The organism is Streptosporangium minutum (assembly GCF_002149035.1).
Classification (GTDB): Bacteria; Actinomycetota; Actinomycetes; order Streptosporangiales; family Streptosporangiaceae; genus Streptosporangium; species Streptosporangium minutum.
Genome location: NZ_NGFP01000046.1, coordinates 17,229 through 43,054, shown reverse-complemented (window position 1 = coordinate 43,054; position 25,826 = coordinate 17,229). Strand labels below are relative to the sequence as shown.

The 25,826-nt window shown below is 69.4% G+C and carries 24 protein-coding genes, 2 tRNA genes and 1 pseudogene; 16 read left to right on the top strand and 11 right to left on the bottom strand.

What is annotated here, in order from left to right; genetic code table 11:
• A partial coding sequence (gene galK, locus CA984_RS12935; protein WP_086571627.1) for a galactokinase occupies positions 1 to 1,029 on the bottom strand: 1,029 nt, incomplete at its 3' end.
• Positions 1,030 to 1,184: 155 nt separating this feature from the next.
• On the opposite strand from galK, the gene CA984_RS12930 reads away from it, so the two are divergent.
• Positions 1,185 to 1,258, top strand: a tRNA-Ile gene (locus CA984_RS12930).
• Positions 1,259 to 1,605: 347 nt separating this feature from the next.
• On the opposite strand, the gene CA984_RS12925 is transcribed toward CA984_RS12930, so the two are convergent.
• Positions 1,606 to 1,872 carry a hypothetical protein gene (locus tag CA984_RS12925; RefSeq protein ID WP_242675914.1) on the bottom strand — a complete coding sequence of 89 codons (267 nt, stop codon included), beginning with the start codon at positions 1,870 to 1,872 and terminating at the stop codon, positions 1,606 to 1,608.
• 140 nt (positions 1,873 to 2,012) lie between these two features.
• Between CA984_RS12925 and CA984_RS12920 the strand changes: the two genes are divergently transcribed.
• The 3 genes from CA984_RS12920 to CA984_RS12910 all read left to right on the top strand — a co-directional run bounded on the left by CA984_RS12920 (position 2,013) and on the right by CA984_RS12910 (position 4,083).
• Positions 2,013 to 2,597, top strand: coding sequence for a hypothetical protein (locus CA984_RS12920; protein ID WP_086571611.1), 585 nt, complete (start codon positions 2,013 to 2,015; stop codon positions 2,595 to 2,597).
• Positions 2,594 to 3,070: a hypothetical protein gene (locus CA984_RS12915; protein ID WP_086571623.1), complete on the top strand. Its 477-nt coding sequence runs from the start codon at positions 2,594 to 2,596 to the stop codon at positions 3,068 to 3,070. Before CA984_RS12920 ends, CA984_RS12915 begins: the two co-directional genes overlap by 4 nt.
• 140 nt (positions 3,071 to 3,210) lie before the next feature.
• Complete coding sequence (locus CA984_RS12910; RefSeq protein ID WP_086571609.1) at positions 3,211 to 4,083, top strand: permease-like cell division protein FtsX; 873 nt, start codon at positions 3,211 to 3,213, stop codon at positions 4,081 to 4,083.
• 136 nt (positions 4,084 to 4,219) lie between these two features.
• On the opposite strand, the pseudogene tnpA reads toward CA984_RS12910, so the two are convergent.
• Positions 4,220 to 4,586, bottom strand: a pseudogene (gene tnpA / locus CA984_RS12905) (IS200/IS605 family transposase).
• Positions 4,587 to 4,661: 75 nt separating this feature from the next.
• Here tnpA and CA984_RS12900 point away from each other — a divergent pair.
• Positions 4,662 to 5,813 carry an RNA-guided endonuclease InsQ/TnpB family protein gene (locus CA984_RS12900; RefSeq protein ID WP_086571607.1) on the top strand — a complete coding sequence of 384 codons (1,152 nt, stop codon included), beginning with the start codon at positions 4,662 to 4,664 and terminating at the stop codon, positions 5,811 to 5,813.
• A 170-nt stretch (positions 5,814 to 5,983) separates the two neighbouring features.
• Here CA984_RS12900 and CA984_RS12895 read toward each other — a convergent pair whose 3' ends face one another.
• Entirely contained in the window at positions 5,984 to 6,568 is a 585-nt protein-coding gene (locus CA984_RS12895; RefSeq protein WP_086571605.1) for a TetR/AcrR family transcriptional regulator, read from the bottom strand.
• 128 nt (positions 6,569 to 6,696) lie between these two features.
• On the opposite strand from CA984_RS12895, the gene CA984_RS12890 reads away from it, so the two are divergent.
• Positions 6,697 to 7,497 carry an SDR family NAD(P)-dependent oxidoreductase gene (locus tag CA984_RS12890; RefSeq protein ID WP_086571603.1) on the top strand — a complete coding sequence of 267 codons (801 nt, stop codon included), beginning with the start codon at positions 6,697 to 6,699 and terminating at the stop codon, positions 7,495 to 7,497.
• A 348-nt stretch (positions 7,498 to 7,845) separates the two neighbouring features.
• On the opposite strand, the gene CA984_RS12885 is transcribed toward CA984_RS12890, so the two are convergent.
• Positions 7,846 to 9,264, bottom strand: a complete 1,419-nt coding sequence (locus CA984_RS12885; protein WP_086571601.1) for a hypothetical protein — start codon at positions 9,262 to 9,264, stop codon at positions 7,846 to 7,848.
• A 28-nt stretch (positions 9,265 to 9,292) separates the two neighbouring features.
• On the opposite strand from CA984_RS12885, the gene CA984_RS12880 reads away from it, so the two are divergent.
• Both CA984_RS12880 and CA984_RS12875 read left to right on the top strand, forming a co-directional pair.
• Positions 9,293 to 9,874 carry a hypothetical protein gene (locus CA984_RS12880; protein WP_086571599.1) on the top strand — a complete coding sequence of 194 codons (582 nt, stop codon included), beginning with the start codon at positions 9,293 to 9,295 and terminating at the stop codon, positions 9,872 to 9,874.
• Between the two features lie 47 nt (positions 9,875 to 9,921).
• Positions 9,922 to 10,476, top strand: coding sequence for a hypothetical protein (locus CA984_RS12875; RefSeq protein ID WP_086571597.1), 555 nt, complete (start codon positions 9,922 to 9,924; stop codon positions 10,474 to 10,476).
• Between the two features lie 38 nt (positions 10,477 to 10,514).
• On the opposite strand, the gene CA984_RS12870 is transcribed toward CA984_RS12875, so the two are convergent.
• On the bottom strand, positions 10,515 to 13,391 hold the full coding sequence (locus tag CA984_RS12870; RefSeq protein WP_086571595.1) for a DUF7824 domain-containing protein: 2,877 nt from the start codon (positions 13,389 to 13,391) through the stop codon (positions 10,515 to 10,517).
• A 209-nt stretch (positions 13,392 to 13,600) separates the two neighbouring features.
• Here CA984_RS12870 and CA984_RS12865 point away from each other — a divergent pair, with 209 nt between their 5' ends.
• Together CA984_RS12865 and CA984_RS12860 are read left to right on the top strand one after the other, a co-directional pair.
• Positions 13,601 to 14,437, top strand: a complete 837-nt coding sequence (locus CA984_RS12865) for a DUF4184 family protein (RefSeq protein ID WP_086571593.1) — start codon at positions 13,601 to 13,603, stop codon at positions 14,435 to 14,437.
• Between the two features lie 220 nt (positions 14,438 to 14,657).
• Positions 14,658 to 15,032 carry a hypothetical protein gene (locus CA984_RS12860; RefSeq protein WP_086571591.1) on the top strand — a complete coding sequence of 125 codons (375 nt, stop codon included), beginning with the start codon at positions 14,658 to 14,660 and terminating at the stop codon, positions 15,030 to 15,032.
• Between the two features lie 36 nt (positions 15,033 to 15,068).
• On the opposite strand, the gene CA984_RS12855 is transcribed toward CA984_RS12860, so the two are convergent.
• The gene (locus CA984_RS12855) at positions 15,069 to 15,857 is read right to left on the bottom strand and encodes a hypothetical protein (RefSeq protein WP_086571589.1); all 789 of its coding nucleotides are present in this window, start codon (positions 15,855 to 15,857) and stop codon (positions 15,069 to 15,071) included.
• Entirely contained in the window at positions 15,854 to 16,426 is a 573-nt protein-coding gene (locus tag CA984_RS12850; protein WP_086571586.1) for an NADAR family protein, read from the bottom strand. The genes CA984_RS12855 and CA984_RS12850 overlap by 4 nt, the downstream gene beginning before the upstream one ends.
• 76 nt (positions 16,427 to 16,502) lie before the next feature.
• Here CA984_RS12850 and CA984_RS47115 point away from each other — a divergent pair, with 76 nt between their 5' ends.
• Together CA984_RS47115 and CA984_RS12840 are read left to right on the top strand one after the other, a co-directional pair.
• The gene (locus tag CA984_RS47115) at positions 16,503 to 16,925 is read left to right on the top strand and encodes a hypothetical protein (RefSeq protein ID WP_207620844.1); all 423 of its coding nucleotides are present in this window, start codon (positions 16,503 to 16,505) and stop codon (positions 16,923 to 16,925) included.
• On the top strand, positions 16,922 to 17,158 hold the full coding sequence (locus CA984_RS12840) for a DUF397 domain-containing protein (RefSeq protein WP_086571584.1): 237 nt from the start codon (positions 16,922 to 16,924) through the stop codon (positions 17,156 to 17,158). The genes CA984_RS47115 and CA984_RS12840 overlap by 4 nt, the downstream gene beginning before the upstream one ends.
• Before the next feature lie 175 nt (positions 17,159 to 17,333).
• Here CA984_RS12840 and CA984_RS12835 read toward each other — a convergent pair whose 3' ends face one another.
• Positions 17,334 to 18,299, bottom strand: coding sequence for an HNH endonuclease family protein (locus tag CA984_RS12835; protein ID WP_207620843.1), 966 nt, complete (start codon positions 18,297 to 18,299; stop codon positions 17,334 to 17,336).
• A 258-nt stretch (positions 18,300 to 18,557) separates the two neighbouring features.
• Between CA984_RS12835 and CA984_RS12830 the strand changes: the two genes are divergently transcribed.
• From CA984_RS12830 to CA984_RS12820, 3 genes are all read left to right on the top strand, one after another.
• Positions 18,558 to 18,797 (top strand): nucleoside triphosphate pyrophosphohydrolase family protein, encoded by a 240-nt coding sequence (locus CA984_RS12830; protein WP_207620842.1) that lies wholly within the window; start codon positions 18,558 to 18,560, stop codon positions 18,795 to 18,797.
• Positions 18,798 to 18,932: 135 nt separating this feature from the next.
• Positions 18,933 to 19,007: transfer RNA gene (locus tag CA984_RS12825), tRNA-Leu, on the top strand.
• Positions 19,008 to 19,023: 16 nt separating this feature from the next.
• Positions 19,024 to 20,448: an SDR family NAD(P)-dependent oxidoreductase gene (locus tag CA984_RS12820; protein ID WP_086571578.1), complete on the top strand. Its 1,425-nt coding sequence runs from the start codon at positions 19,024 to 19,026 to the stop codon at positions 20,446 to 20,448.
• Between the two features lie 398 nt (positions 20,449 to 20,846).
• Here the strand turns inward: CA984_RS12820 and CA984_RS12815 are convergent, their stop codons facing one another.
• Positions 20,847 to 22,901: a hypothetical protein gene (locus tag CA984_RS12815; protein ID WP_086571621.1), complete on the bottom strand. Its 2,055-nt coding sequence runs from the start codon at positions 22,899 to 22,901 to the stop codon at positions 20,847 to 20,849.
• A gap of 207 nt (positions 22,902 to 23,108) precedes the next feature.
• Between CA984_RS12815 and CA984_RS12810 the strand changes: the two genes are divergently transcribed.
• Positions 23,109 to 24,287, top strand: a complete 1,179-nt coding sequence (locus tag CA984_RS12810; RefSeq protein ID WP_086571576.1) for a hypothetical protein — start codon at positions 23,109 to 23,111, stop codon at positions 24,285 to 24,287.
• 164 nt (positions 24,288 to 24,451) lie between these two features.
• On the opposite strand, the gene CA984_RS12805 is transcribed toward CA984_RS12810, so the two are convergent.
• Positions 24,452 to 25,516: a serine hydrolase domain-containing protein gene (locus CA984_RS12805; RefSeq protein ID WP_165781221.1), complete on the bottom strand. Its 1,065-nt coding sequence runs from the start codon at positions 25,514 to 25,516 to the stop codon at positions 24,452 to 24,454.
• Positions 25,517 to 25,826 lie beyond the last annotated feature (310 nt).

Here is a 25,826-nt window from a genome sequence, read left to right as displayed (position 1 = left end):
CTCCCGTACGGCCTCCACCCGGTCGTCGGCCACCAGCGCGATCGCCGACCCGCCGAACCCGCCGCCGGTCATCCGCGCCCCCCTGGCCCCGCCCCGGACCGCCGACTCCACGGCCACGTCCAGCTCGGGGCAGGACACCTCGTACTGGTCGCGCAGCGACAGGTGGGAGGCGTTCAGCAGGGCTCCGATCTCCCGCACGGCCCCGGCCCGCAGCAGTCCGATCAGCGCCTCCACCCGGTGGTTCTCGGTCACCACGTGCTGGGTGCGCCTGCGCTCGTCGCCGCTGAGCCTGCCGAGGGCGCCCGCCAGGTCGGTGACGTCGCGCAGCGCGTCCACTCCCAGGTGCTTGGCGGCGTTCTCGCAGTCCTGACGGCGCCGGGCGTACTGCCCGTCGGCGAGCTCGTGGTGGACCCCGGTGTTGATGATCAGCAGTTGGAGGCCGTGCTGGGCCAGGTCGAACGGGATGGTCCTGGTGCCGAGGCTCCGGCAGTCCATGAACAGGGCCTTCCCCTCCTCCCCGAGGGCCGAGGCGGCCTGGTCCATGATCCCGCACGGCATGCCCACGAAGTCGTTCTCGGCCCGCTGCGCGGCGAGGGCGATCTCCATCCTGGTGAGGCCCAGGCCGTACAGCTCGTTGAGCGCCGTCCCGACCACCACCTCCAGCGCCGCGCTCGACGACAGCCCCGCCCCCTGCGGCACGTCTCCGTCGATCACCAGATCCGCGCCCCTGACCGGGTGGCCCGCCTCGCGGAGCACCCAGAACACGCCGACGGCGTATCGCGCCCAGCCCTCGGCCCGGTCGAGGATCTCGACGGTCTGCGGCTCGCCCGCCTGGAGCGACCGCAGCCGGACGACGTCGTCCTCGCGCGGCGCGACCGCCGCGGTGACCCCCCACGGCACCGCGAACGGCAGCACGAACCCGTCGTTGTAGTCGGTGTGCTCGCCGATGAGGTTGACCCGCCCCGGAGCGTGCCACACCCCCTCGGGCTCCACGCCGAACGTCTCACGAAAAGCTTCAATAACGCGCATGATCCAACACTCCTCAACAACGTCCCCTCGTAGGTTAGCGAGTCGGCGGAACGCCGGTTCCGCCGTCGAAGGTCACATCTTGAACGCGTACCGCCCGGTGGATGTGCGAACAGGGCCGACCTTTGGTTGAATGCGGCAGTACGGCGTGCGCACGAGGGGCGGTAGCTCAGCCGGTTAGAGCAGGGGACTCATAATCCCTGGGTCGCGGGTTCGAGTCCCGCCCGCCCTACCTCTCGTGATCACACGAAAAGCGCCCTCGACCTGCATGTTCGCGGTCGGGGGCGCTTTCGTCATGTCGGGCTGTCCACGGTTGCCACTGATCGTTCGCGGTCGGCCGTGCCGAATGCCACGGTGTACTTCAACTACGTGACCGACCACGCCTGACCTGAAACCCAGCTCTGATCGTCGTGTCATCAGCCAAGGAGACGAGTGATCGACCACGGTCACTCACGACCGGCCCGACGCCCACGTCCACGCTCCCACGAGCCGTGATCCATGCACTTCACGAGCTGATGTCGTGACCGAGTGAGCAGGACATCACGCAAGGGTCGATCACGTGGCGGCTATGCCCCCGATTCAGATCGACTTCACCCAGGACCGGGCTTCATCGGCGGGCATCGCGAGTTCGTTCTGGACGAGAAGTACGGCCGCCTCCTCCTGGCCCCGGACTTTGAGCTGTCGTACGCGGCCGACGATGTCCATGGCTCTCATTGGATCCGTGTACTTCAGCACACGGCGTTGCCTCAACATCTTGATCAGTGAAACCACGAAGAAGACAAGTAAACAGATGAAAAGTCCGATGAAGAGGGCAATGGACAGGGCGGTGAGCACGGTTCCAAGCACTGGATGATCATAGGGTTCGGCTCATCTTCTTTCGATGGCCCGTTGCACTTCCAGTTGCGGTCCGAAGCCGTTCCAAGCGGCTCGAGACGGCCCGTCGCGGGGTGGGTGGCATCTGTCTCCGTTGCCGTAGACGATCTAGGATGGGCGCCTCCTTCCATGATGAAGCGGCGGCACTCTTGCTTCCATTACCGCAGATCCCCCCGCGCTGGGGGACACCCCTGTTGACCCTGGCGGCTCTGGCGGCACCCGCATCGCGTACCGTCTGGTGGTACTTCCCAGAAGGGCTGACTTACACAACGGAAGGATTCACCTGCCCCCTCAGCGCCGAGCCGTACGTCTTCCAGGACATCGGCTGGCTGATAGAGACCAACTGGCGGACCATTTCCGCGGAGTTGAACGGCTGGCCCACCGTCGTGATGGCGCTTGGCTTGAGTGCGGTTCTCGCCCTTCGCGGGAGATGGAGCACGATCGCCGGCTGGGTGACGGCGGTACTGTTCGTGGTGATCGCCGTGGTGTTCACGATCCCCTTCGCAATCGAGATCGTCACCGATGAATGCCGGGAAACGCTTCATTTCGGCGGATGGGACATCGTCAAGACCGGGCCGATCATGCACTATCTGGCCGGCGCAGTGCTGGTCGTATTCCTGTCGTTGCTTCGGCGTGATGAGACGGACCGCTATGCCTCGGTGAGGAGGACGCCGGGTCCGATTGAATGGAGCTCATGACGGCTCATGATGTGGCCCGGCTGTTGCCCGGCATCCCGGTGCTCCGCGGCTTGTGCCGGTCCATGGCGGTGCTGGAAGCGATCCTGAGCCCGGAATGGTCCAGCCGCCACCACTCCTTCGACGCGGGCTGGGGCCCCGGGGAGGAGATGGCCTCGATGCGGAACGGGTCGGGAGACGAATACTCCATCGTCTTTTCGACGGCGGGCGCGTACATCCGCGGTTTCGATCACGAGGCGGTGATGAGCCCGTACGGGAACGACGGGCCGTGGCAGGGGGTGCTCGACTCGGTCCCCGAGCTCTTCCGTCACTGTGTGGAGGGGCCCGCGTTCTGCGATGGGGACGGCATGCCGGTCGTGACCGCCTGCCTGTGGCGCGAGACCGGCGACGACCGCTGGCGGGTGGGCGAGATCGACACCATGAAGGACCTCGCCGAAGACCTCGCGACATCCCGGTATCCATCCGATGTCGGCTGAGAAGCGGACGGTCCAGTTGTTGCGCTGCCGGACAGTTGCCGAATTGTTTTTATGGGTTATTTAAAGAGGCGCGAGCTTGACCGTGGTATTCCTTCGTCGCGTCTTGACCGAAGTTCGGAAAGATCGACATAGTCGGGTGAATGACGTATGAGGAACTGGCCTTCGGGGATGGTGACCCGGACCGGGAGCCGTGGTTGCGCTCCTGGGTGGCGGCGCATGTCAGGCTGCTGATCGTGTCGCTGGCAGTGGCCGGCCTGGCCGGCGCCGGCGGCTGGTACCTGTACGAGCGATCCTGGCTGCCCCAGCCTCCGCCGGATATCGCGCTCTCACCGTCATTCGAGTTCAAAGTGGTCATGTGCGGGTGCGATGGCATGGGTGCGGCGACCGTCGAGCAACGGCAGGAGACCGAGGCCATGCTCCGGGCGATGCCCCAGGTGACCTCGGTCGAGGTGTGGAGCGGCCAGGAGCTGGCTGACCAGTGGCGCAGAAGCCACAGAGGGATCGGGGACACCGAACGGGCGCAGCTTGCGTCGTCCCGCTTCGGCGACGTCCTGCATGGCGTGCTCCGGCGCGCTGAGGACTTCCCCGTCATCGTCGAGAGGATGAAGTCGGCGCCGAGGGTCTCCACCGTGTCGCGGTCGGGGGTGAACTTCTGGGCGGGCAAGGCCGAGGCCCGGATCTCCCTGTGCGGGCAGGATTTCATCTCCCAGAACGCACCCGAGTGCCGGCGGAGCAAGCGCGCGGGTGCGACGGGGACGGTCACCGAGGAGGAGAAGGCGGCTGTCGTCGCCCGGCTGCGGGACCTGCCCGGAGTGGAGACGATTTACTTCCAGGACCCCGGCCACGCCCTGAAACTCGTGAAGCTCTCCTATCCGGACTACAAGCCGGATGGGCCCTTGCCGGGTTCTTTCTATGTCAAGTTCTCCGATCCGGCCCTCGCCCGTGCGATCACCCCCGCCATCGAGCCGTTGCCCGGCGTCCGGACGGTGGAGCCGGTCCTGCCGAAGGAATGACGGACCCGGGTGACGGTGAGAGGTTTTCAGCGTGATCTGGTGTGGAATCCCGGGCGTTCACGCCCGGGAGGAAACGACAGCGCGGGAGGGCCGCCAAGGCTTGAGCGGTGTGGTGACCGGTAGGCCGTCGAGCGGCTCAGCCCGGACGCTTCTGGTTTTCGATGTACTCCTTGATGATCGGTAGGGGTGCGCCGCCGCAGGAGGCGGCGAAGTACGACGGTGACCAAAAATGGCCGCCCCACAGGTACGTGCGGACGTGAGCGGGTACTCCTTGCGCAGTAGCCGGGCAGACACGCCCTTGAGCTGTTCACCAGCGTCGAGAGGGCGACCTTGGGTGGGTAGTGCACGAGCAGGTGCACGTGATCCTCCTCGCCGTTGAACTCGACAAGCTGGGCGCCGAGGCTGCCGCACACCTCGATCGTGATGTCTTTGCAGTGGCGCAGCGGTTCGCCGGTGAAGGCCCCGCACCGATACCTGGAGGTGAAGACCGAATGCGCGTGCAGCGTGTGGACAACGGTTCGGCCCCGGCGGAGGTCGGAGTCGGGTTCCCATCACGATGACATAGACCAAAGGATAGTGTGGGCGATGTGAAGCTGGTGGTGCGGGTGAGACTCCTGCCGACGCCTGAGCAGGCGGCGGCGCTGGAGGCGACTCTGCGCGCGGTCAACGACGCGGCCACCTGGGTGGCGGCGCTCGCCCACAGCCAGCGGGTGTTTCGCAATTACGACCTGCGCAAGCACGCCTACGGGCAGATCAAGGACAACTACGGGCTGGCGGCTCAGGCCGCGCAGCACGTCATCAAGAAGGTCACCGACGCCTACGCCACGCTGCACGCCAATCTCCGCAACGGACAGGTGGGCAGGCCCGGCTCCGCGCGGCGCGAGCGGGCCCTGGCCACGCCGATTGTCTTTCGCCCCAGCGCGGCCCAGCCGTTCGACGACCGCTGTCTGTCCTGGCAGATGGATGCGCGGACGGTGAGCATCTGGACCACGCGCGGGCGGATGAAGAGCGTGGCGTTCACCGCCTCGGCCGATCAGCTCACGACGTTGGCCGCCTACCGCAAGGGCGAATCGGACCTGGTATACCGCGATGGCAGGTGGTTTCTCATCGCCACCTGCGATATTCCCGACCGGCCGGTCGGCGCCCCGGACGGATTTTTGGGGGTGGATTTGGGGATCGCCAACCTCGCGACCACCAGTGGCGGGGTTCGCCACAGTGGCAAGGGTCTGAACGCGGTCCGCCACCGTCACCGCGAGCTACGCCGCCGCCTGCAGGCCAAGCAGACCAGGTCCGCGAAACGGCTGCTGAAGAAACGCCGCCGCAAGGAAGCGCGTTTCGCCGCGAACACCAACCACACCATCGCCAAACGCATCGTGACCGAGGTGACACGCACCGGGCAGGGGATCGCCCTGGAAGATCTCCAGGGCATCCGCGACCGGGTACGGCTCCGTAAGCCCCAGCGGGTCACGCTGCATTCGTGGAGCTTCCACCAGCTCGGCCGGTTCATTGCCTACAAGGCGGCCCGTGCCGGTGTCGCCGTGGTCTACGTGGACCCGGCCTACACCTCGCGAGGCTGCTCGGCCTGCGGGCACGTGGACAAGAAGAACCGGCCCGACCAGGAAACCTTTCTCTGTACGTCGTGCGGCTTCGCTGAGCACGCCGACGTCAACGCAGCTCGTAACATCGCCGCACGCGGTGTCACAAGCTGGGCAGTGAGTCACGCTGCCTGACGCGGACCAAACCGTCGAAGCCACCGACGGCGAGGAGCTGCAAGCTCAGTCCTTCAGGGCTGAGAAGCTGACAGCTGACGGGCCATCGGCGCGCGAACGGCCTGCGCGCGAATGGCCTGCGCGCGAACGGCCTGCGGGCGGCGCCGACGGGACGCCGCGCGACCGGGCGGTCAGGTGTCGATCAGCCGCTGGATCGAGTCCCCGTATCGGGCGACGACCGCGCTCCGGTCGGCCGCGAGCAGAACAGGGTCCTGCACCACATGCATGCTGGTGAGCAGCCCGCCGAGCTGCGCGGCGATCAGATGGGCGCGCAGCTCGGCGTCGCCGCCCTCCAGGCGCCGGACGAGAGGCTCGGCGAAGACGTTCTCGATCGTTTCCCGCAGGGTCCGCTGCACCTCCCCCCGGTCCGAGGCCCGGAACAGGGCGGCGAGAGCGGTCACGGCCAAGGCGCCCGGCCTGGATGACGGCAGGCACACCACGTGCTCCACGATCGCTCGGCCCATGCCTTCCAGCGGGCCCTCCATGACTTTGATCGCCGGCAGGTCGACCGTCATCGCCTCCAGGAACAGCTGTTCCTTGGACCCGAAGTGACGGATGACGAGGGCCGCGTCGACCCCCGCGCGGGCGGCGACGGCCCGTATGCCGACGGCGTCGAAGCCCTCGTTGCGGAAGAGCTCGTGCGCGGCGTCGTGGATGGCCTTCCGGGTCACCGCCGCCGGCTGCCGGGGCCTGACTGCGCGCAGGCGTGTGGTCATGGTGGACGTGCTCCTCGGCGGGGGCGGATCGGTGGGGTCGGGACGATAAGTCATCATAGATGACCTACGCTGGTCATCAATGTTGACAAAGCCCGCGGTCAGCCGCGGGAGGAGTGGGGGAGCAGTCCATGGATCGCCTGAAGGACAAGGTCGCGATCATCACCGGCGCGGGCAGTGGGATCGGCCTGGCCGCGGCGGAGCTGATGAGCCGCGAGGGCGCCCGCGTCCTCGTGGCGGATTACGACGCCGCATCGGCCGAGAGTGCCGCCGGCGCCATCGTCGAGGCGGGTGGCCAGGCGGTGCCGTGCACGGTGGACGTCACGGACGACACGTCCGTGGGCGACATGGTGGAAGCGGCCGTGCGCGAGTTCGGACGGCTGGACGTGCTCTGCAACCACGTGGGCGGGACGGACCCGCGCAAGGACCTGGACCTGCTCCGCCTCGACATGGAGGAGTTCGGCCGGGCCGTCGACCTCAACGTCCGCTCCACCCTGACGGGCTCCCGGCACGCCGTCCCGCACATGATCCGGGCGGGCGGTGGCTCGATCGTCAACACCGCCTCGGTGGCCGGCCTGGTCGGCGACGTACTTCAGATCTCCTACGGAGCGGTGAAGGCGGCGGTCATCAACATCACCAAGTCCATCGCCGTCCAGTACGGCCCGCAGGGCATCCGCTGCAACGCGGTGGCCCCGGGAGCGATCATGACCCCGGCGCTTATGGACAATCTTCCCGCCGAGGTGATCGAGGCGCTGAAGGGATACAACGCGCTTCCCTATCTCGGCGCTCCCGAGGACATCGGCTACACCATGGTCTTTCTCGCCTCCGACGAATCCCGCTATCTGACCGGACAGCTTCTGGTGGTGGACGGAGGAATGACCAGCCAGTCTCCCGCCGTTCCCGGACGCCGCGCGATGCTCCCGACGGCATGACACCTCTCCGCCGGATCACTCCCGGTCCGGGGATCACTCCCGGTCCGCGGATCAGGCATGATCCGCGAGAAAGGACGTGGACGAGTAAGTCCCAAGTCGTTTTCGGGCATCAGCAGTGCGGGGCTCGGCGAGCAAGGCCCTCGGGGGCGGTCATCTCATCCGCGGTATCGCTCACACGGCCGGTATCAGGAATTCCGTGCCTGTGCGACGGTGGCAGTCATCCGGCGGCTGTTCTCCACCCGCTGTCCGAAGCGCGCGGGCAGCGAGTTCGAGAAGCTTTCCGACCGGTCCACGCTGATGGAATCCCCGGAAATCGATGTCGCCCCACCGGCGCCACCGCCGATGGTTTCACCTCTTACGTCTCCAGAGCTTGCCCGTCGCCAGGTCGAGGTAGTAGACATGCTCGCTCATGGAGCCGCGGACCAAGAAGGGGCCCTGCTTCGACCAGCCGAGGCCGAGGCCGAGGAAGTCGTCGCCGGGGAACACGGGAACGACGCCGGACACGCGCCTGCCGGTCTCCGGGTCGAAGGTCTCGACACGCATCTCATGACCTCGGATGACCACCAGGCGCCTTCCGTCCGGCCGGAGGTGGTACGTGTCCTCGGGCGCGTCCTTGATCTTCCTGAGGGGAAGGCTCATCCGTGTCTTTCCCCGGTGGTCGAGCACGAGCACCCGAGAGGCCGTCGTGACCACGATCCCGCTCTTGTTGAGATCGTGGACCTGTCGAGCGCCCGGGATCGACACCGTGGTCCAGGTCGTGGTGTCGGTGATCTGCGTGCCGTCCCTGACCAGGCTGACATACCTGTTCTGGCCGGCGAACGCGGGCGCGGGCACCTCGGTGTCGGCCAGGCGGCCGGTGAGGTGATGGACGCCCTCGGAGTCCTGGTACACCATGCGGCGATCGCGCTTGTCCAGGTAGACGACGGCCTTCTTGTCGGGGCTGCGCACGAACGGCGCCCGCTGGGGTGCCCCGCCCTTCCTGATGATGTACGGCGCGGCCTGCGGGAACGGCTCCCCGTTCACCAGCCACGACCGGCAGGGGTCGTCCATCTGGTCGAACCACGGGCAGGTGGGCTCCTTGTATTTCTTCACCGTGGTGAACACGGCCCTGTGCTCCGGGAACGACGTGGGCATCGAGTATTCGGGCAGTCCGCGCTGTGGTGGCTGCCCGGGAGTGAGCAGCGCGCCCGACAGCACGATCGCGGTTCCCGAGAGGTAGAGGGTCCGTGCCGACCATCGGCGGATGGCCAGTTCGGCCCGGGTCGTGTCATCCGATGCTTCGGGTGCGGGCCGGGCGGCCAGGTTCCGGACGGCAAGCGGTACGGCCGCCGCCACGGCGATCACGATGACGGCATGGGCCAAGCGCGCCGGAGTGACGCCCTGGTCGGTCAGCAGATAGCCGCCCGCCACCACGGCGCCGCCCAGACCGAGCAGCCATGCCCCCCGATAGATCCGCGCGTCGTCGTGGGCATGCGACACCGGGGCCGGCAGCCGTACGTCGCGGAAGACGGAGACGGCACACCAGCCCAGGACCAGATAGAACGGGTCATCGGTGAAGCACGCCAGGGGGGCGGCGACGGTGAGGGCGATCAGCCGCCACCGGCGCAGGCCCGCGAAGTGGTCGATGACCTGGCGGGCGTTGGCCGCTGTGACGGAAAGGTCAGTCAGTGTGGCGAACCTGGTGAGCCGCTCGCCCGTGACCGGCACGGCCGCTGCCAGCACGGTGACCACGGCGGCTACCCAGAAGATCAGCGGGGGTATCGTCACGAAGTGCCACCATATATGGTTCTAGATCGTGAGTTCGGGCGATATATGGCAGCAATTCGGCGTCGCCACGTGGCGCGCCCCGCATGGGCGATCGCTGTTATCGGTCGTGGTGTCCAGTTGCCTTTCGCTGGTGGTTATCGCGGCGTCCCTGTGGTGGTCAGGGGCGATAATCCCGCACATCCACTGGGATCCCGACGGTTTCTTCCTCCGAACCGAGGTGGACGAGAATGGCGTCCTATCCGCCGGCTTGCCCATCGAGCTTGAAAACGAGGGGATGGCCTCCTTCACCCTCACCGGTATCTCGGCGGAAATACCGGGCCTCCTCTTGCTCCCCGCCGACGAGGCGAAAAAGGAACATCCCGTGATCACCGTGGAAAGCGGTGTCATGAAGACCCTGAAGGCGCGCATCGTCATCACCGACTGCGCGGCGGTGCCACACGAGCCCCAGCCGGTCACTTTCACCTACAGAACCTGGATGGGCTCCGGGTCGGCGGAGGTGACGTGGGACTCATGGTGGCTGGAAGGACCCGAGGGAAGACTTCCGGTCGCCTGGCAGCGAGGTCTCGCCGGCAAGATCTGCAATGACGCGGTGAGCCCGGATTGGCCCTGACAGTCAGCTCGTCCGTGGACAACGGCACACCTGGAAGGCTGAGGCGCGTGCGGCCCGTCACAAAGATCGCCACCGGTTTCGTCTTCGCCTTCGGAGCGCTCCGGTTCAATGGCTTCGACCTGCTGCTCAACCCCGTCGGCTGGCTCGTGTGCGTGTCGGGGCTGTCCCAGCTGCAGCGATCCGCCGACGGCCCGTTCAGCCGGGCCAGATCCTCCGCCATCGTCATGGTCTGCGTCTCGCTCGTCGCGATGGTTTCGCCCGGCGAGCGATCGGACTACCCCCTGATGGTTCTCCTCGTCAAGCATGTGATCGACATCGCCGACACGGCCGGTGCCCTGATCGCCGTCTGGCTGACCGTCGACGCCGTCATCAGAAGGATCCGTCCCTGCGGAGACATCTCCAGGGCCGTCCTCCTCGACGTGCTGCGCTGGGCCGTGGTCGGCCTGGGAGCGCTCGGCACGCTGGTCGGGTACGGCTACACCGACCTGGACCCCGTCCTGATCATCGCCTGGTTCGCGGCCGTCGTGGCCCTGATCGTCGTGCTCTACCGCTCGGCCCACCTGCCGTGCCTCTCCCCGATATGGGGACCCGTGGTGAGTTAGGCACGGGTGTCCCGCCCGCGACCGGGTCGCGGGCGGGATCATCGGGGGCCGTCCCCGGATGCCAACAGGTCGTGGAGGGTCCTGGCGTGCCGGAGGATGCGGCTGGAGCCCTTGCGTGCCGCGAAGGCGGCCAGGGCGGGGATCCGCCCCCGGGCCTCCGACCAGCGGGCGAGGCGGGCCGCCAGGGCGACCAGGTCAGTATGGGCGGCGGTGGGACGGCTGCCCTGGGCGGGGAGCAGGAACGGCAACGCCGCGGTGAGAGCTCGCCACATGTGGTGGTGGGTGCCGTTCGCGGCCTCGGCTTCCACCGTGTCCACCAGGAGCCGCAGCGTGATCTCACCCCGGAGCACCCGCTGGGCGAGTTCCGTACCGAAGTCCTCGGCCGGGAGATCACCGGCGGCGGCCAGGCTCCGGAGCGCACGGAAAGCGGGAGTGGTGCCGTCGTGGGTGAACGGTGCGGGGAAGATCCGGTGCGCGAGCAGGATGGCGACGGCCTGTCCGGCGGGCCCTTCGGCGGTGCTGAGATCGACCAGGCGCCGCGAGTGCATCGCCGCGCTCCAGGTGGGGATCGGCTGGTGCGGCAGGAGATGGGCGGCGACCACCTCCCGGTGGGAGGGCAGCACGGCGGCCCACCACTCCATGAGGTCCCCGAGGTGCCCGCCGCACACGGGATTGACGTGCCGGGGCTGGTCGGCGAGCAGCTCGTCGATCAGCGGCAGGCCGGTGGGCGCGGCCCGCACGGTGGAGGTCATCCAGATCCGCGACCCCAGGCCGTCGTCCTCCCCCGACCAGGCCACCCGCACGACCGGATCGGGCAGCCCGCCGTCGGCCATCCAGCGGGCGGCCCGGCGGCCCGCCTCCGACCTCAGCGCCGCGGCCCGCACGGCCACTTCGGGGTCGATCCGCCGGGGCAGCCTGAGCAGCGCCTGCTGGAAGTCGGCGGGCAGCGGCACGGCGTCCGCCGCCTCCAGGGTCTCCAGCCTGGCCACCAGCTCGGCCGGGTCGAGCCGGCCGTTGGACAGGCTCGGCGTGGCGAGCAGCAGCGGCGGCAGCGTCCCGGCCCTCAGCGCGGCGAGGATCTCCGCGTGGCGGCGCAGGATGAAGCGGTGCAGCGGCGAGACGCGGTTGGACCTCGGCAGGCGGTCGGTCTCCTCGACCGCCACGGGTGGGAGCCCGCGCTCGCGCCGGACGTGGTTGACGAACGCGCTGTGATGGCTCTCGTGTACCCGTCCGGGGTCGACCAGCTCGGCCGCGAAGGCGACCATCCAGTCACCGGGCTCTCGCCATTCCTCCGAGATCAACCGCCTCTCCTGGCGCTTGACGAGCGGGGCCAGCTCCGCGCGCAGCGACTCCCGGTCCTGCGCGGCGAGCCGGACGAAGGAGGCCAGGCAGCGCTCGGCCGCCCGCCAGTCGCCGTCCAGATACATGTGGGCCAGCTGCCAGGCGGTGCTCGGCGGCGCGATGGCCGGGACCGGCCGGGGCGGGGCGGGCAGCGGCCGCGGGACGAACACCTCCTCGGGCTCGGGCTCGGGTTCCGGCTCCTCGACGGGCTCGCCCCCGACGACCGCGGCCAGCCGGTTGTGCAGGTCGGGCGGGAGCGTGCCCGTGCCGCCGCGGAGGACCTCGGCGCCGAGCGGGGTGAAACGCCCGGCGTGCCGGACCGCCAGGCGCACAGCACGTTCCTGTACGGCTCGCGCCTCGTGGCCGAACGCCATGGCCAGGGCGGGAGCCAGCTCGTCGGCCCGATCGGGCGTCTGCCGTACGGACTCCTCCAGCCAGCTCAGACCGGCGCGGACCAGCCCTCCCTCGGCGCGGAACAGCAGTCCCTCCAGCGCCTCCACCACGTCCGCCGGATCGAGGCCGGTCAACCGCCGCAGGTGCTTCAGCGCCAGCTCGGCCACCGGCCCCGGCGCGGTGGGCAGGAGCCGCAGGTAGTCGATCGCGTGGGGCTCGACCTCGGCGGGGGTGGGTTCGAGCAACTCGTGAAGGCGGGCGAAGAACCGCAGGTCGGCGCCTTCACCGCCGAGCAGGAAGCGCCGCCGGCAGCCGTCGAGCAACAGCTCGCGCGGCACCCGGTCCTCGGCCGCGAGAGTGCGGAGAGCGCCGAGCCAGGAGGTCGCGCCGGCCGGGTCGGGCCGCTCGTCCCGCAGCGCCCGGCCGACGCCGTCGGCCTCGAAGAGGCGCGGTAGCAGGTGGTCGAGCAGCGGATCGGTCCGCAGCTCGCTGAGCCTGGCCTCCCGTGACACCCACCCGACCACGAGCGGGTCGTGCGCGGGCGGGGTCACGCCGGTACGGCGGAGCAGGGCGAGCGCCGGCGCCAGGTTCTGATCACCCGGGTTCCGGCGGCGCCGGGGACGGATCCGGAGCGCGAGCCGTACGGCCAGATCGGCCTGCCACTCGGCGGGCCGTGCGTCGATCACCTCAAGCAGCGGCTCCAGGTCGCCGGTCACCATGTCGCCAACCAGGCCCCAGCGGTCGACGTCCCAGCGGTCGAAGTCCCGGCGGTTGATCCAGGTCACCACGGCCGCCGCGCCGCTGATCGTGCCCGCGCCCGCGATCCGCATCGGCTCGATCCAGCCGTCGGTTCCGGGCCGGGCCTCCCAGTCGTCGTCGTGCCAGGTCATCGACCACATCTGGTTGAACTGGTACTCGGAGATCTCCCCGGCGTCGTGCAGCCGCTGCGCCTCCGTCTGCCGGGCCTGCCGGACCCGGTCGCGTTCGGCCTCGTAGTCCGCCAGCGGCTGCCACGCCTTCTCCCGCGCCACCGTGACATATCCGGGCAGCTCGCGCGCCACCTCCCGCCGTCCGGCGTCGTCGAGCGCCGTCACCGTCTTCACGATCTTGGCCACGTCGCCGGTGTCGACGAGCTCGCGCACCTGGTCCCAGGCGGTCAACCGCACGTGCTTCGGTCCCATGTCACAGATCTCCAAGATCAGATGTTCGGCCGGGATTGGAGATCTTTACAGAACCCGCCGACATTTCCGCAGTCGGAGGTGCCCGGGTGCCAACCTGTATGAGGTGTCCGGGGACAAGCGGTCCAGGACGTGGGTTCCGGTTTCTCGAACGCGGGGGAGCCCGTACGCGGCTGGCCGGGGCGATCGCCGCCGGACACCGATAATGGGGCGTGCCCTTCACACTGAGCCATACCGTCGCCATCCTGCCGCTGCGACGGCGGCTGCCTCCCTCGGCGCTGGCGGTCGGTGCGATGGTGCCCGATCTGCCGTACTACGTGCCGTTGCCCTTCTCCTCGAACACCACCCATGGCTGGCTGGGTGGGCTACCGGTGAACCTGCTCGCAGGGGTCGCGGTGCTCGTCGTGTTCCACCTGCTGCTGCGCACGCCGTTGACGGCGCTGGCCCCGGAGGGACTGCGCGCACGGTTGCCCGATCGGGCGCCGTCCGGGCGCGGGATCGCGGTGATGGCCGCGCTCCTGACCGGTGTCGCCACGCACCTGGTGTGGGACGGCTTCACCCAGGTGGGCGGCTTCGCCGTGGTGCACTGGCCAGCGATGCGCGTCTCGGTGGTCGGGGCGCATCGGGTGTTCAACGTGGTGATGTATGTCAGCTCGCTGGGCGGCCTCGTGGTCCTGGCCGGCTGGTTCGCCCTGTGGTATCGACGCGCCGCCGTACGGCCAGGACGCTGGCCCGGGGTGACAGGACGGCTGCGCGGGTGGGTCCTGGCCGCGGGCGTGGGTGCCGCGGGTGTCGGCGCGGCCGTGCTGGGGAGCAGCGACCGTGCCGCGGTGAGCTTGTATGACCTGGTGCGTTGCGTGATCCTGGGCGGCATGGGCGGCTGCGGCGCCGTCATGGTCTGCTACACGGTCGTCTGGCATGTGTGGTCGGCGCTGCGCTTCCGGCCGGCCGGGCCCCGGCGGGGCGGGCTCCGGACGGGTCACGCAGAGACGAGCGAGGCCGGCGGCCGGAACAAGGACGGGGTCAGGTCCTCGGGCGCCGGCCTTTGAAGGTCCACGCTCGGCGCGGGGAGCCGTACGTGGACGGGTCATGAGGGCAGGCGGTCAACGGCCGTCGCGCGGCCCCGTGGGAGACCCGCGAGGAGGCCGGGTGGGAGGCCCGTGGGGAGGGAGGGTTCACTCGCTGCAAGGTTGTGCGCATGCTCGTGTCCCGGACCCCGCATCGAGGACGCCCGCTCGCGGGCGGACCTGCCCGGCTATCTTGGGAGGGGTGGATGAGAACCGGGCACGGCGGGTCGTCGACGCGTTGCGCGAGCGTGGCATAGACGCCCATCTGGCGAGGGTCGGCGTCTACCAGTTCGGGGTGCGCGTGTTGCTGCCCGGCGGCCGTGAGGCCGACTGGGACACCGACGGTACGGCGGGCCTCGAAGCCCTGGTGATGCGCAACGGGATGATGGTCGGCTTCGTACCCGTGATCGAGGGGTCCGAGGACTTCGACGAGCAGCAGGTCGTCGACGCCATCGCGCGGACCGACTACGACCGGCCCATCGCCCGGCAGCGTGCGGTGGCACCGCCACCGGCCGAGCCCCTGCCCCGCGTGGGCGGGGTCTTCCGCCGCTTCCTCGACGGCTTCCGCTACCGGTAACGACGCCCTGCACGCGGGTCACGGAGCTCACGGAGATCACCGCGTGACGACATGGAGCAGCCGCGGGTCCAAGCCTCTCATCGGGTAGCCCGTGGCGCCGGGGTAGAACCAAGGGCTTGGCTCGCCCGCCTGGAGCCGGTCGATGGCGACGACCGCGTCGGCGGCCGACTTGCAGCGATGCGCCGCGGCGAAGGACGCGATGCGGTCACGCTGGGTGGGCAGCCAATCGGCCAGAACCTGCGGGTCCCCGTCGTACCACCAGGTGAACAGGTCCTCCTCCCACAGCAGGGCGGTCGACCAGTGGCAGGCCAGCCGTACCAGCCCGGCGTCGGCCTCGTGACCGACCAGGCCCGCGAGGCGGTCCAGCCAGGGCCGCAGATCCTCGGTCGCGTGGGCGAGGCCTTCCACGAGCTCGGCGACGCGTTCGGCGGGCCGTCCGTCGGTGAGCGCCGCGGCGAGCAGGGCGGCGAAGGCCTGCTCGGTGGCGGCCCGCTCGTGTGCGGGCCAGCCGGCGAAGCCCGCGCCGTAGGAGGCCAGGCCTCGAAGTTCTCCGGCAGGGTCGCCGTCCGGAGCGTCCGACGCCAGGTAGCGCAGGACGCGAGGCATCAGGCGGCGCCACAGCAGCGGGTACTGGTCCTCGTCCCAGTGGTCGACGCCCTTTCGCATGAAGCTCGCGACGAGTTCGTCGGGCACGGCTGCGGGATCGCCGCCAAGCATGCGCAGATCCTCTTCGGTGTGGCAGCGGGTGCAGCCGCCGACCTCGCGATCCAACGGCGGCACCGCCGCGAACACCCGGTCCACCTCGTCCAGCCAGCCCTGTTTCACGGCGCGGTGTCCAGGGCGTCGCGGACGTCCATGAGAGCGAAACCGAGCAGGTTCAGGCCCCGCCAGGTGGCGGGGGAGGCGGCGCGTCCGTCGTCGGCGGTGAGTCCGATGCCCCAGATCCGATCGACGGGGCTGGCCTCGACCAGGACGCGGCCACGGGTGCCGAGCAGGAAGTCTCTCAGCTCCGGGTGCTGGCCGAACTTGGCGATGTTGCCGCCTACCACGATCTCGTAGCGGTGCTCGTCCCACACGGACTCGTCGAAGCCGCGGACCTCGCGGCCGAGCTTCTTGGCCTCGCCGGGATGCCCGGCGGCGAGGATCCGCGCCGCGGTCTCGCCGTCGCCGAACAGCCACGCCTTGTGCGCCATCATGTAGTGCTCGGCCGACCGGAAGAGGTGCCCGTCCACGGTGAAGGTGACCTCCCACCACTGACTGAGGCACCCGGCGCCGACATCGCCGCCACGGGACGGCTGATGGCCCCAGAAGAACAGGTAGCGGAGCCGTCGTCCTGCCTGCTCGGCGGTGATCGCCTCCTCGACGGAGCGGGGCAGCCTCATGATCTCGGACATCGTCCTACAGTGCCATGTGCGGATATGAACGGGCTATCCGATATCGCGTGCCCTCTGTGGGATCTGCACCGAGGCGGTGGAGATCATCCCAGGACGGTTGGCAGGGGAGGCGTTCCCCGAACTCATGGCGGAACTGGCCGCCCTGCTCCGCCAAGAGGGAGAAGACGCCCTGGCCATATCGATGGGCGGCCTGCGCGTGCATTCCGCCTGTCCCTGCAGGGACGACTTCTGCAAGAGCTTCTACACCGCCGTTCCGCCGGACGGCGCCTACGGGGACGGGCACCGGAACATCATGCTGGAGCCCGTCGAAGGGATGCTCATCCTCGACGTCGTGGACGATGAGATCGTGTTCGTCGAGTCCCTGCGCGCCTCCCCGCACCTGAACGAACCTGAGACCGTCGGGCTCTACCGCACCACGAGTGACCTGCTGAAGTCCGATGCGCTGTCGCCGAAGGCGTCGCTACCCCTTCTCGCCACGATCGCGGAGGATCTCTCATGAACAAGAACACCCTCGCCCCCGCATGGATCGAGACCCAGCTCCACGACGCCCGCTGGCAGACCAGCAGCCTCAGCAGCGGCGGTACCAACTGCGTTCAGATCGCCTTCCTGGACCAGGGCATCGTGGCCCTGCGAGACTCCAAGAACCCGGAAAAGGCCCCGCACCTGTTCACCGACGCCGAGTACGACGCCTTCACCGGAGGCATCGAACGCGGCGAACTCCGACGTCCCTGAACGCGCGGGCTCATTTGAACGAAGTGAAGCGACGGTAATCGCTGACCTGGGCATATGCGCTAACAGCGATCCTCAGGTAACCGTCACCGTTTTGAACACTTGGGAATGAGTCCGAGGTCCGGTTGGCGGGGTCCGCCGCTTCGCCACCATTGGTGTTCCGGTGAGACGGAGCGACTCAAAGCAGGTCACGCACGTGCTGGATGAACCTGGGCCATTCGCCGGGCCGGGAGCTGCTGTGCTTGTTGTCCTTCAGGGTCAGTTCCAGGGTCTTTCTGAGGGGGACCGGCGACTGCATGATGGCTTCGTTCCGCTGTGCCAGCCTGGTCATTTCCCCCGGTGTGGGCGGCCGGTTGCTCTTTTGGCCGTTGCACCGCGCGTGCGTGGGGGCCAGGTTCCAGATCGCGTCCAGGTCCGGCGTCGTGCCCTGCTCATCGAGGCGGAGAAGCCTCATGAACGAGTAGGGGAACACGTGGTCGACGGCGATGGTGTCCTCGGGAGTGATGAGCTCCGCGCAGATCAGGCAGGGGCCGTGCTGGAAGCCGATGACCGCGTCCGTGACGCCGGCGACCGATCGGCGGCGCTGCCGATCGGTGATCTGCAGGGTGGTCATGTCCACGGCCACACCCTCACGGATCAGGCTCTGGCCGATCCCGGCGGCGAAGGACGTCTCCACGATGCTCCAGCGGGCTGACAGCTCGCCCCGCAAGGTCGCGGCCTGTTCCGACTGGGCGATGTCGCGGAGTTCCCTGCTCAGCAGGACGACCCGTTCGTGGGAGCGGCCGGTCACCTCGTAGAAGCGATGTGGCACCCCCGCTCCTTCGCCGCGCAGGTTGTGGAACTTCCGCATCACCATCTCGGGCATGGACTGGATGGCCGCCGCCAGCAGTTCCTCGGTGGGGCTCCCGAGCCTGAGCGACTCCGCGGCCTCTCGCTCGGCCACCGAGAGGAAGTCCTTCTCTCCCCGTTCGCCATTCTGGGATACCTGCGGTGCCTGGCCGAGATGCCGTACCAGCCCCATCGCGTACGGCACCGCCAGGTCGCGGAGAAGGATGTCCGGTTGGCCCTCGGCGGCGGCGTCCAGGAGGGCGGCGCCGAGGGCGAACTTGTAGGTACGGGTGTTCGCCCCTACCAGTACGGCCATGCGCCACGAGGAGCGCGCGCTCTGTTCCCAATGAGAGAGATCCAGCCCCATATGACGACCGCCACCCTTGGTGTGGAATTTGCCGAAATACAGGCTATTTTCACCGCTCGTGCGGGGGAACGCGCGTGGCGGAGGAGCCCGGTAGTCTCTGGGCTTTCCGAAGGAAGCCGTACGTGCGGGAAGGGGCGGCCTGAAGTGGGGAAACTCGTACGGGATCGGATTCCGGAGATCATTCGGGAGCACGGCAGGGAGCCGGTGGTGACCGTGCTCGGGGAGGCCGAGTATCGCGGGGCGCTGCTGGAGAAGCTGTTCGAGGAGTCGGCGGAGCTGCGGGAGGCCGCGGCGACCGAGGTGGCGGAGGAGATCGCCGACATGCTCGAAGTGCTGCGGGCCATCGCCACGCTGCACGGGCACGAGTGGGCGGACATCGAGAAGGCCGCCGAGGTCAAGCGAGCCGAGCGGGGGGCGTTTCTCGAACGCGTCTACCTCGAGGGATGACGTGATCGGGGTAATCCGTGGTCCTTCCTCCCGTCCCTGACACGGCCCTCCGGAGTCCGGCGAATGATCAAAAATGGGTTGATCTTCTCGGTAGGGTGGACACAGGTGCCGGTTCGAAACTGAGCCGTTCTGCGTAGGGCTGTAGCGCAGTTGGCCGTCGCGCTTTCTCTCAGAGGGAAGAGGACGCTGGTTCGAATCCAGTCGGCCCACCCCCCAGGAGGATGACGTGGACTCCGAGACCGTCTGGACGGTCCTGCGAGCGCTTGGCGAGGCCAGGAGGCTCCCGCTGGACGATCCGGATCGCAGGTGGATCGCGCACGCGGCGCTCGCACTGGTCCGTGACGGGCAGCGGCGCCGCAAGCAGGACCGTGATCACGTCGCGAAAGAGGCCGACGCCGCGGTGCTGGCGGCCACCCCGATGGGCAGTCCAGACCGGGTGATCGACGTTCCCATCTCGGAAAGACCAGTGGGGGAGCCGGCCGGAGAGCTGCGCAGGGCGCGGCGTTGCTACGTCTGCAAGGAGCCCTTCACCCGGGTGGGCAGCCTGTATCACCTGCTCTGCCCCTTGTGCGCGGCGTCCAACGCCGCGCGCCGTACGGCCCGTACCGACCTGTCGGGGCGGCGGGCGCTGGTCACCGGGGGGCGGACGAAGATAGGGCACCAGCTCGCGCTGAAGATGCTCCGCGACGGCGCCCATGTCACGGTCACTACCCGCTTTCCGGCCGACGCCGTCAGGAGGTTCGCCGGAACCGGCGACTGGGCCGGGCGTCTGGAGGTCGTCGGGATCGATCTGCGCGACCCCCGGCAGGTCATCGCGCTCTGCGACCGGTTCCTGAGTGCCGGGGATCCGCTGGACATCCTGGTCAACAACGCCGCGCAGACCCTGCGCCGGCCGCCGTCGGCCTATGCCGCCCTGGCTGAGGGGGAGCGGGCCGGGCTGCCGCCGGGGGCGGCGGCGGTGCCGGGGTTCGTTCCGGGTCTTCCGATGTCGACTCCCGATGACGGGGTCTGGGGTCTTCCGGTCTCGAATCCCGGGGACGCGGATCGGGATCCGCCGGGTCTTCCGGTCTCGCCTTCTGGTGGCGCGGTCGGGGACCTGCGGGGGCTTCCGTTGTCGCGTCCTGATGACGTGGCCCTGGGGTTGCCGGATGCGTCCGGTCTGCTGCCGGACATGTCGGTGCGGAACTCGTGGTCGGCCCGGATCGGTGAGGTGGATCCGGCCGAGCTGCTGGAGGTCCAGCTGGTCAACGCGGTCGCGCCGTTCCTGCTGATCGACCGGCTGCTGCCGTTGCTGCTCGCCGCGCCTTTCCCACGCCGGTACATCGTGAACGTGTCGGCGGTGGAAGGGCAGTTCGCGGTGCCGAACAAGACCGGCCGTCACCCGCACACCAACATGGCCAAGGCCGGACTGAACATGCTCACCCGTACCAGCGCCGCCGATCTGGCGCGGCAGGGTGTGTACATGTGCAGCGTGGACACCGGATGGATCACCGACGAGAACCCGGTGCCGGTGCGGGAGCGGCTCGATCGCCGGACGCCGCTGGACGTCATCGACGGTGCCGCGCGGGTCTACGACCCGATCGTGCGCGGCGAGGCGGGCGACCCGGTGCAGGGCGTCTTCCTCAAGGACTACGCGGAGGCGCCGTGGTAGGCGGACCTCATGACCGGGACCGTAGGGAGGTGCCTCTGGACGCGGACGGGCTCGCGATGCTCGTTGACCGGGGTGCTGCCCGCCGGAGGTACCGGGCGACTGTCCGTCAGTGGCGATCCTCTGGGCCCGGCGGGTGCCGGGGAGCCGGCGAGGCTCATGCCGAACATCTCGGCCACAGACTCGTTGGACAGCCGGGAGGCCACTCGGGCGGCCTGGACGCTGGGTGAGAGGCGTTGTCGTGATTGTCGCAGACGTCATCACCCCGTAGCTCGCCGTTATCGGAGACGGCGGCTCCGTACTGTGTGCCGCGCATCCGGGGCGGATCACCGCCACCGGGTTCACCGACGAACATCACCCGGCGGCTGCTCGGTGACAACCGGGACTACGACGGGAAGCCTTCAGTGCCTGCGCTTCCTGCCGTGGCCGCTGGGGCGGCCCCGTGAGCCGGGCGCCGGTTTCGGTATGAGGCGCAGCCGGCTGTTCCGGGCCAGCATCGGCTCGTACACCAGCGTGCGCAGCTCTTCCAGGGCCACTCGCGCGGGATGCCCCGAATCGAGCGCCTCCGCGACGAGCTCGGGCGCGCCCCTGCCCGCCGACTCGCCGAGCTGCTCCATGACGGCCTCGGGACCGCCCAGCTCAAACAGGAGGATCAGTCCCTCGGCCAGCAGCAGGGAGTGCTCGTCGGCGGTGAGGTCCTCGGGGCGCAGCTCTCCCGCCTCCAGGAGGGCGGTCAGGACGAGGGGTCCCAGCACCGGATCACGCCGGAGTCCCGTCTGCGTCGACCAGCCGCCGGGGAGTCCGCTGGGGAGTGTCCTCACCAGGGTGGAGAGCATCGCGGAGGCGCGGGTACGGAAGGGGCAGGCGCGTATGGCGTCCAGAAGCGGCTCGACGTCACCTCCGTGCGCCGCCAGCCAGCCTTCGAGCTCGACCGCAGCCGTCTCCGGGGGGTAGTGCTGGGCGAGCACGCCCAGCAGTTCGCCCGCCGTGGCGTCCGCCAGTTCTCCGAGCAGCGGGGCGTCCCGCCCGTCGGCGAGCATCCGCTCCCGTACGGCGCGCGTGCCCAGGGGCGTCAGCCGTACCAGCGGGCCCGGCTCCGCCAGGCGCGCCAGGAGCCGGGCACACGCCTCGGGCGGCAACGGCAGGTCCTCCTCGGTGAGCTCGAACTCGTCGAAAGTGCCGGGACGCAGGTCACTGGAGTACAGCTCGTCGGGCACGCCGTGGCTCAGCTCGACGGCACCGAGGCCGGAAAGGGCCTCGAACACCGCCAGCAGCTCCCGCTCGACCTGACTGCGCCAGAGGTCCCGGCGGAAGCCGTCCTCCTCGGGGTCGAGCACGAAGTACTCCTGGCAGGCCAGCCACACCGTCTCCTGCAGCCGGGCCACCGGGATCGGGATCGGGAGGCTGTACATCGTGTTCAGCACGTCGGGCAGCAGCACGTCGAACGCCGTGACGAGCATCGAGGAGGGGTACCACCCGGAAGCGGGCGTGCAGATCGCGGCGCCCAGCTCGAAGACCGCCTCGAACGCGCGCCGCCACAGCGCCTCCGGGTCGCGCAGGACGGGGGCGGCCTTGGCCACCGGGACCAGGCGTCCCTTGCGCACCCGCACCAGGCCCGTCTTCTTCGCCCACGCCAGCAGGAGGCTCACCTGGGGCATCTCGGCGGAACTGCGCACCCGCAGATCCTGCTCCCCGGAACCCAGCAGCGCCGCCAGCTCGCGGGCGTCGGCCAGCCGCAGATTTCCGGTCTTGGTGAGAGGCTGTCCGTCCGTCCCCAGCCAGCCGGTCAGGGCGGTCAGCTGCCGTACGACCTCGCTCCGGGCGGCCTCGGCGGCGAGTTCGGCGGCGGGAGGGATGGTGACGGGACGCTGGGGGAAGGCCCGCTCGTCGTCGGGGTCGGCGCCGGCGAACTCGGCTGCGAGGAGCTTGTCGAGCACGTCGGCGTCGAACCGTATCCGGCCCGCGTCGACGTCGCGCTGGAACCTGGCCACCGCCTTTTCGTCGTCGAGGACGACGCCGTTGTCGAGGGCGGTCTGGGTCCAGAACTTCCCGATGCCCTGCCGGGCCGGGTCGGCCAGCGCCGCCGGATACTCCCCCTCGGCCTCTGCCACGGCCGCCTCCAGCTCCGCCGGGGAGGCGCCCCGAGGGTCGCGCAGGCCGGACGCGGCGAGGTAGCGCAGGAGTGTCAGCACGCTTTCCGGCGCGGTGGCGAGGACCTCCCGCTCGGCCACGAGGTGCCGGGGAATCCATTCCAGGAGGAAACGCCGTACCTGCCGCGCGTCCCAGTACGCCAACCGACCGTCGCGGCTGTGGTGCCGCGCGTCCAGGGCCGCCGCCAGCATCGCCCCGTCGGCCCGCATGCCGTGCTCACCCGCCCAGGTGAGGCAGCGGCGAACCAGCAGATCCTTCGCCGACTCGAACTCCTCGGTCTCCTCCGGATCGAAATGTGTCCGCATCTGCACCCCCGTACTCGTGCTGCCGCGACCAGGTCGTTTGGACCAGCGTGATCCTCACGAAGGCCGAGTCTGCCAGTAGGGTCGCGGTACAGGTTTTGTTTTTTCCGCTCCGACGCCGACGGATCGCCGGACGCTTTCCACGATTGACGGCCCCGCCCCCGAAGGCTCGGAGTGGATCGAGGCCTACCGGCACTGGGGAGGCTGACGATGAGCGAATATCAGTACTACGAGTTCCTGGCGGTGGACCGTCCCCTGGACGCCCGTCAGCAGGCCGAGGTCCGTGCGCTGTCCACCCGGGCCCGGATCACCGCCACCAGCTTCACCAACGAATACCACTGGGGCGACTTCCGCGGTGATCCGCGCCGGATGATGGAGCGCTACTACGACGCCCATCTGTATCTGGCCAACTGGGGCACGCACCGGGTGATGCTCCGGCTGCCGCGTCTCCTCCTCGACCTGGACGTCGCCGAGCGGTACTGCGTCGGGGAGCAGGTATCGGCAGGGGTCTCGGGCGAGCATCTCATCCTCGACCTGACCAGCGAAGACGAGTCGGGCGAATGGGATGAGTACGCGGAGGACTCGCTGTCGGCCATCGTCGGGGTCCGGGCCGAACTCGGCGCCGGTGATCTGCGGCCTCTCTACCTCGCCTGGCTGTCGGCCTTCGGCGAGTGGGAGCGCGACGAGGACGCCTTCGACGACGCCGACGAGGACGGGCTTGAGCCCCCGGTGCCGGCGGGGCTGGGGTCGCTGAGCGCGTCCCAGCGGGCCCTGGCCGACTTCCTCCGCCTCGACGCCGATCTGCTCGCCGTCGCGGCCGAGGCGAGCCCGGCGCCGGCCGTCGTGCGGGACGATCCGCGCAGGCTGGCCAGGGGCATCGCCGAACTGACCGAGACCGAGAAGGACGGCCTGCTGCTACGGGTCGTCCAGGGTCAGGAGGCTCAGGTCCGGATGGAGCTGCTGCGTCGGTTCCGCGGCGGACCAGGGAGTGACGATATCGATCTTCCCCGGCGTAGCGTGGCCGAGCTGCTGGACGCCGCGGCGGAGCGTCGTCAGGGACGCGAGCGCCGTGACGCGGCCAGGCGCGCCGAGGAAGAGGCTCGCCGCGAGCAGGAGCGGGCACTGGTCCGGGAGAAGCGGCTGGCAGTGCTGGCACAGGACGAGGACGGGGCCTGGCTGCGGGTCGACGCGATGATCGGCGCCAGGAAGGCGAGTGAGTACGACGCGGCCGTCGAGCTCCTGAAGGATCTGCGGGCCGTGGCCGAGCGCGCCGGCAGTCTCGGTGACTTCACGCGGCGCTTCACGCTCCTGCGCCAGGACCATCTGCGCAAGCCCAGCCTCATCGAGCGGTTCGACCGCGCCCGGCTCGACCATCCGCCCAGCGGGTGACGGACCGCCCGGCGTCTTCGGGGGCGGTAAGGGGAGCCGGCCGCCGCGGAATGCGGCTGCCCTCGCCGGGGAGAACGACAGCGCACCGTCCGCCCTCGGCCGCGTCGTCATCGCCGGGACGGGGGCGCCTCCCGTACGGCATGTGCCTGGTCGTGGTGGGGCGTTCAGCCTGCGGCCCCGCAGAACACCTTGACAGCGATGCCCATGACCTCTTGCGTGGACGGGTTGCGGGTCGAGGGGTTGATCGACATGGTGAGGGCCTTGCCCGAGTCGGCGCGGAACGCGAAGGTCTGGTAGCCGATCAGCTCGCCGCTGTGGCCCCACACCGTTCCGCACGGCAGGGTGTACGCCTGCAGGCCCAGCCCGTAGCCGAATCCGGCCCCCGTCTTGACGGTCGTGCGCATGGCCCGCAGCGACGCGGCGCTGGTCAGCTTGCCGCTCAGCAGGGCGGACATGAACCGCTCCAGATCCGCCGTGGTCGAGATCATCTCGCCCGCCGCCCAGTCGAGCGAGGGGTTCATCCGCGTGGCGTCCACGAGGCCGGGCATCGGCTCGTACCCCTTGGCGTGCGGCGACGGCACCCCCGCCCGATCGCCCGGCACCACCGTGTGGCGCAATCCCAGCGGGCGCAGGACGCGGCGCGCGACCTCCTCACCGTAGGCCCGGCCCGTCAGCTTCTCCACCAGCAACCCGAGCACCACGTAGTTGGTGTTGGAGTAGTGCCACAGGCCGTCGTCGGGCAGCTTCTTGGCGAAGGCCACCTCCAGCAGCTCCCGCGGCTGGAAGGAACGGAACCGCGCGTCGCCGCGCCACCGGTTGGTCGAGTACCCCGGTTCGCTCATGTAGTCGTACAGATGGCTGGTGTGGTTGAGCAGGTGGCGGACCGTGATGTGTTCCCCGTCCGGCACCAGGCCCGGCAAGTACTGATCGATGGGCGCGTCGAGCCGCACCTTGCCCTCGTCCACGAGTTGGAGCACCACGGTCGCGACGAATGTCTTGGTGACACTGCCGATCCGGAAGTACCCGTTGGGCGAGGGCTGCCCGCCGCGCCTGACGTCGCGCACTCCCACGGCGTCGGACCAGGTCCGGTTGCCGTCGGAGACCCGCGCCAGAGCGGCTGTCGCCCCGTTGCCCTCCACGATCCTCTCCAACTCGGGTCGTACCCCGGCGCCCTGGCCACCCGCCGCGACGGTTACCGCTACCAGTACGTTCATCATCGTCTGCATCATGGGCTCAACGCTACGGAGAGCCGACCCGCGGCTGAATGGGGTGCGCCGCCCGTTCCTCCTGCGGGAAACCACAGCGCGAGGTCGGCAAGCGGCAATCATGGCCTTGGGGACCGGCAGGCGTCGATGGCCGAGTGATCGGGATTCCGGCCGGTCGGCATGCCGGCCAGCGCCTACCGGTGCCGGGCGGCGGGCGCTGCGGCGGGGACGCCGTCGTGCGTGACGGAACAGGCGACCGGACCGGTCAGGAATCGAGAAGCGCCGGCGCCCACGCCCTGATCTGTCCCCGCCGCCTGCCCGGCCCGGCCGCCGA

Bases quoted from the DNA above. Each gene is read 5' to 3' on its own strand.
- CA984_RS12835 (WP_207620843.1), bottom strand. From the start codon at position 18,299: ATGGCCGTACTGGTAGGGGCGAACACCCGTACCTACAAGTTCGCCCTC.
- CA984_RS12920 (WP_086571611.1), top strand. From the start codon at position 2,013: ATGGGCGCCTCCTTCCATGATGAAGCGGCGGCACTCTTGCTTCCATTA.
- CA984_RS12915 (WP_086571623.1), top strand. From the start codon at position 2,594: ATGACGGCTCATGATGTGGCCCGGCTGTTGCCCGGCATCCCGGTGCTC.
- CA984_RS12870 (WP_086571595.1), bottom strand. From the start codon at position 13,391: ATGGGACCGAAGCACGTGCGGTTGACCGCCTGGGACCAGGTGCGCGAG.
- CA984_RS12850 (WP_086571586.1), bottom strand. From the start codon at position 16,426: ATGTCCGAGATCATGAGGCTGCCCCGCTCCGTCGAGGAGGCGATCACC.
- CA984_RS12910 (WP_086571609.1), top strand. From the start codon at position 3,211: ATGACGTATGAGGAACTGGCCTTCGGGGATGGTGACCCGGACCGGGAG.
- CA984_RS12890 (WP_086571603.1), top strand. From the start codon at position 6,697: ATGGATCGCCTGAAGGACAAGGTCGCGATCATCACCGGCGCGGGCAGT.
- CA984_RS12810 (WP_086571576.1), top strand. From the start codon at position 23,109: ATGAGCGAATATCAGTACTACGAGTTCCTGGCGGTGGACCGTCCCCTG.
- CA984_RS12895 (WP_086571605.1), bottom strand. From the start codon at position 6,568: ATGACCACACGCCTGCGCGCAGTCAGGCCCCGGCAGCCGGCGGCGGTG.
- CA984_RS12815 (WP_086571621.1), bottom strand. From the start codon at position 22,901: ATGCGGACACATTTCGATCCGGAGGAGACCGAGGAGTTCGAGTCGGCG.
- CA984_RS12805 (WP_165781221.1), bottom strand. From the start codon at position 25,516: ATGATGCAGACGATGATGAACGTACTGGTAGCGGTAACCGTCGCGGCG.
- CA984_RS12840 (WP_086571584.1), top strand. From the start codon at position 16,922: ATGAACAAGAACACCCTCGCCCCCGCATGGATCGAGACCCAGCTCCAC.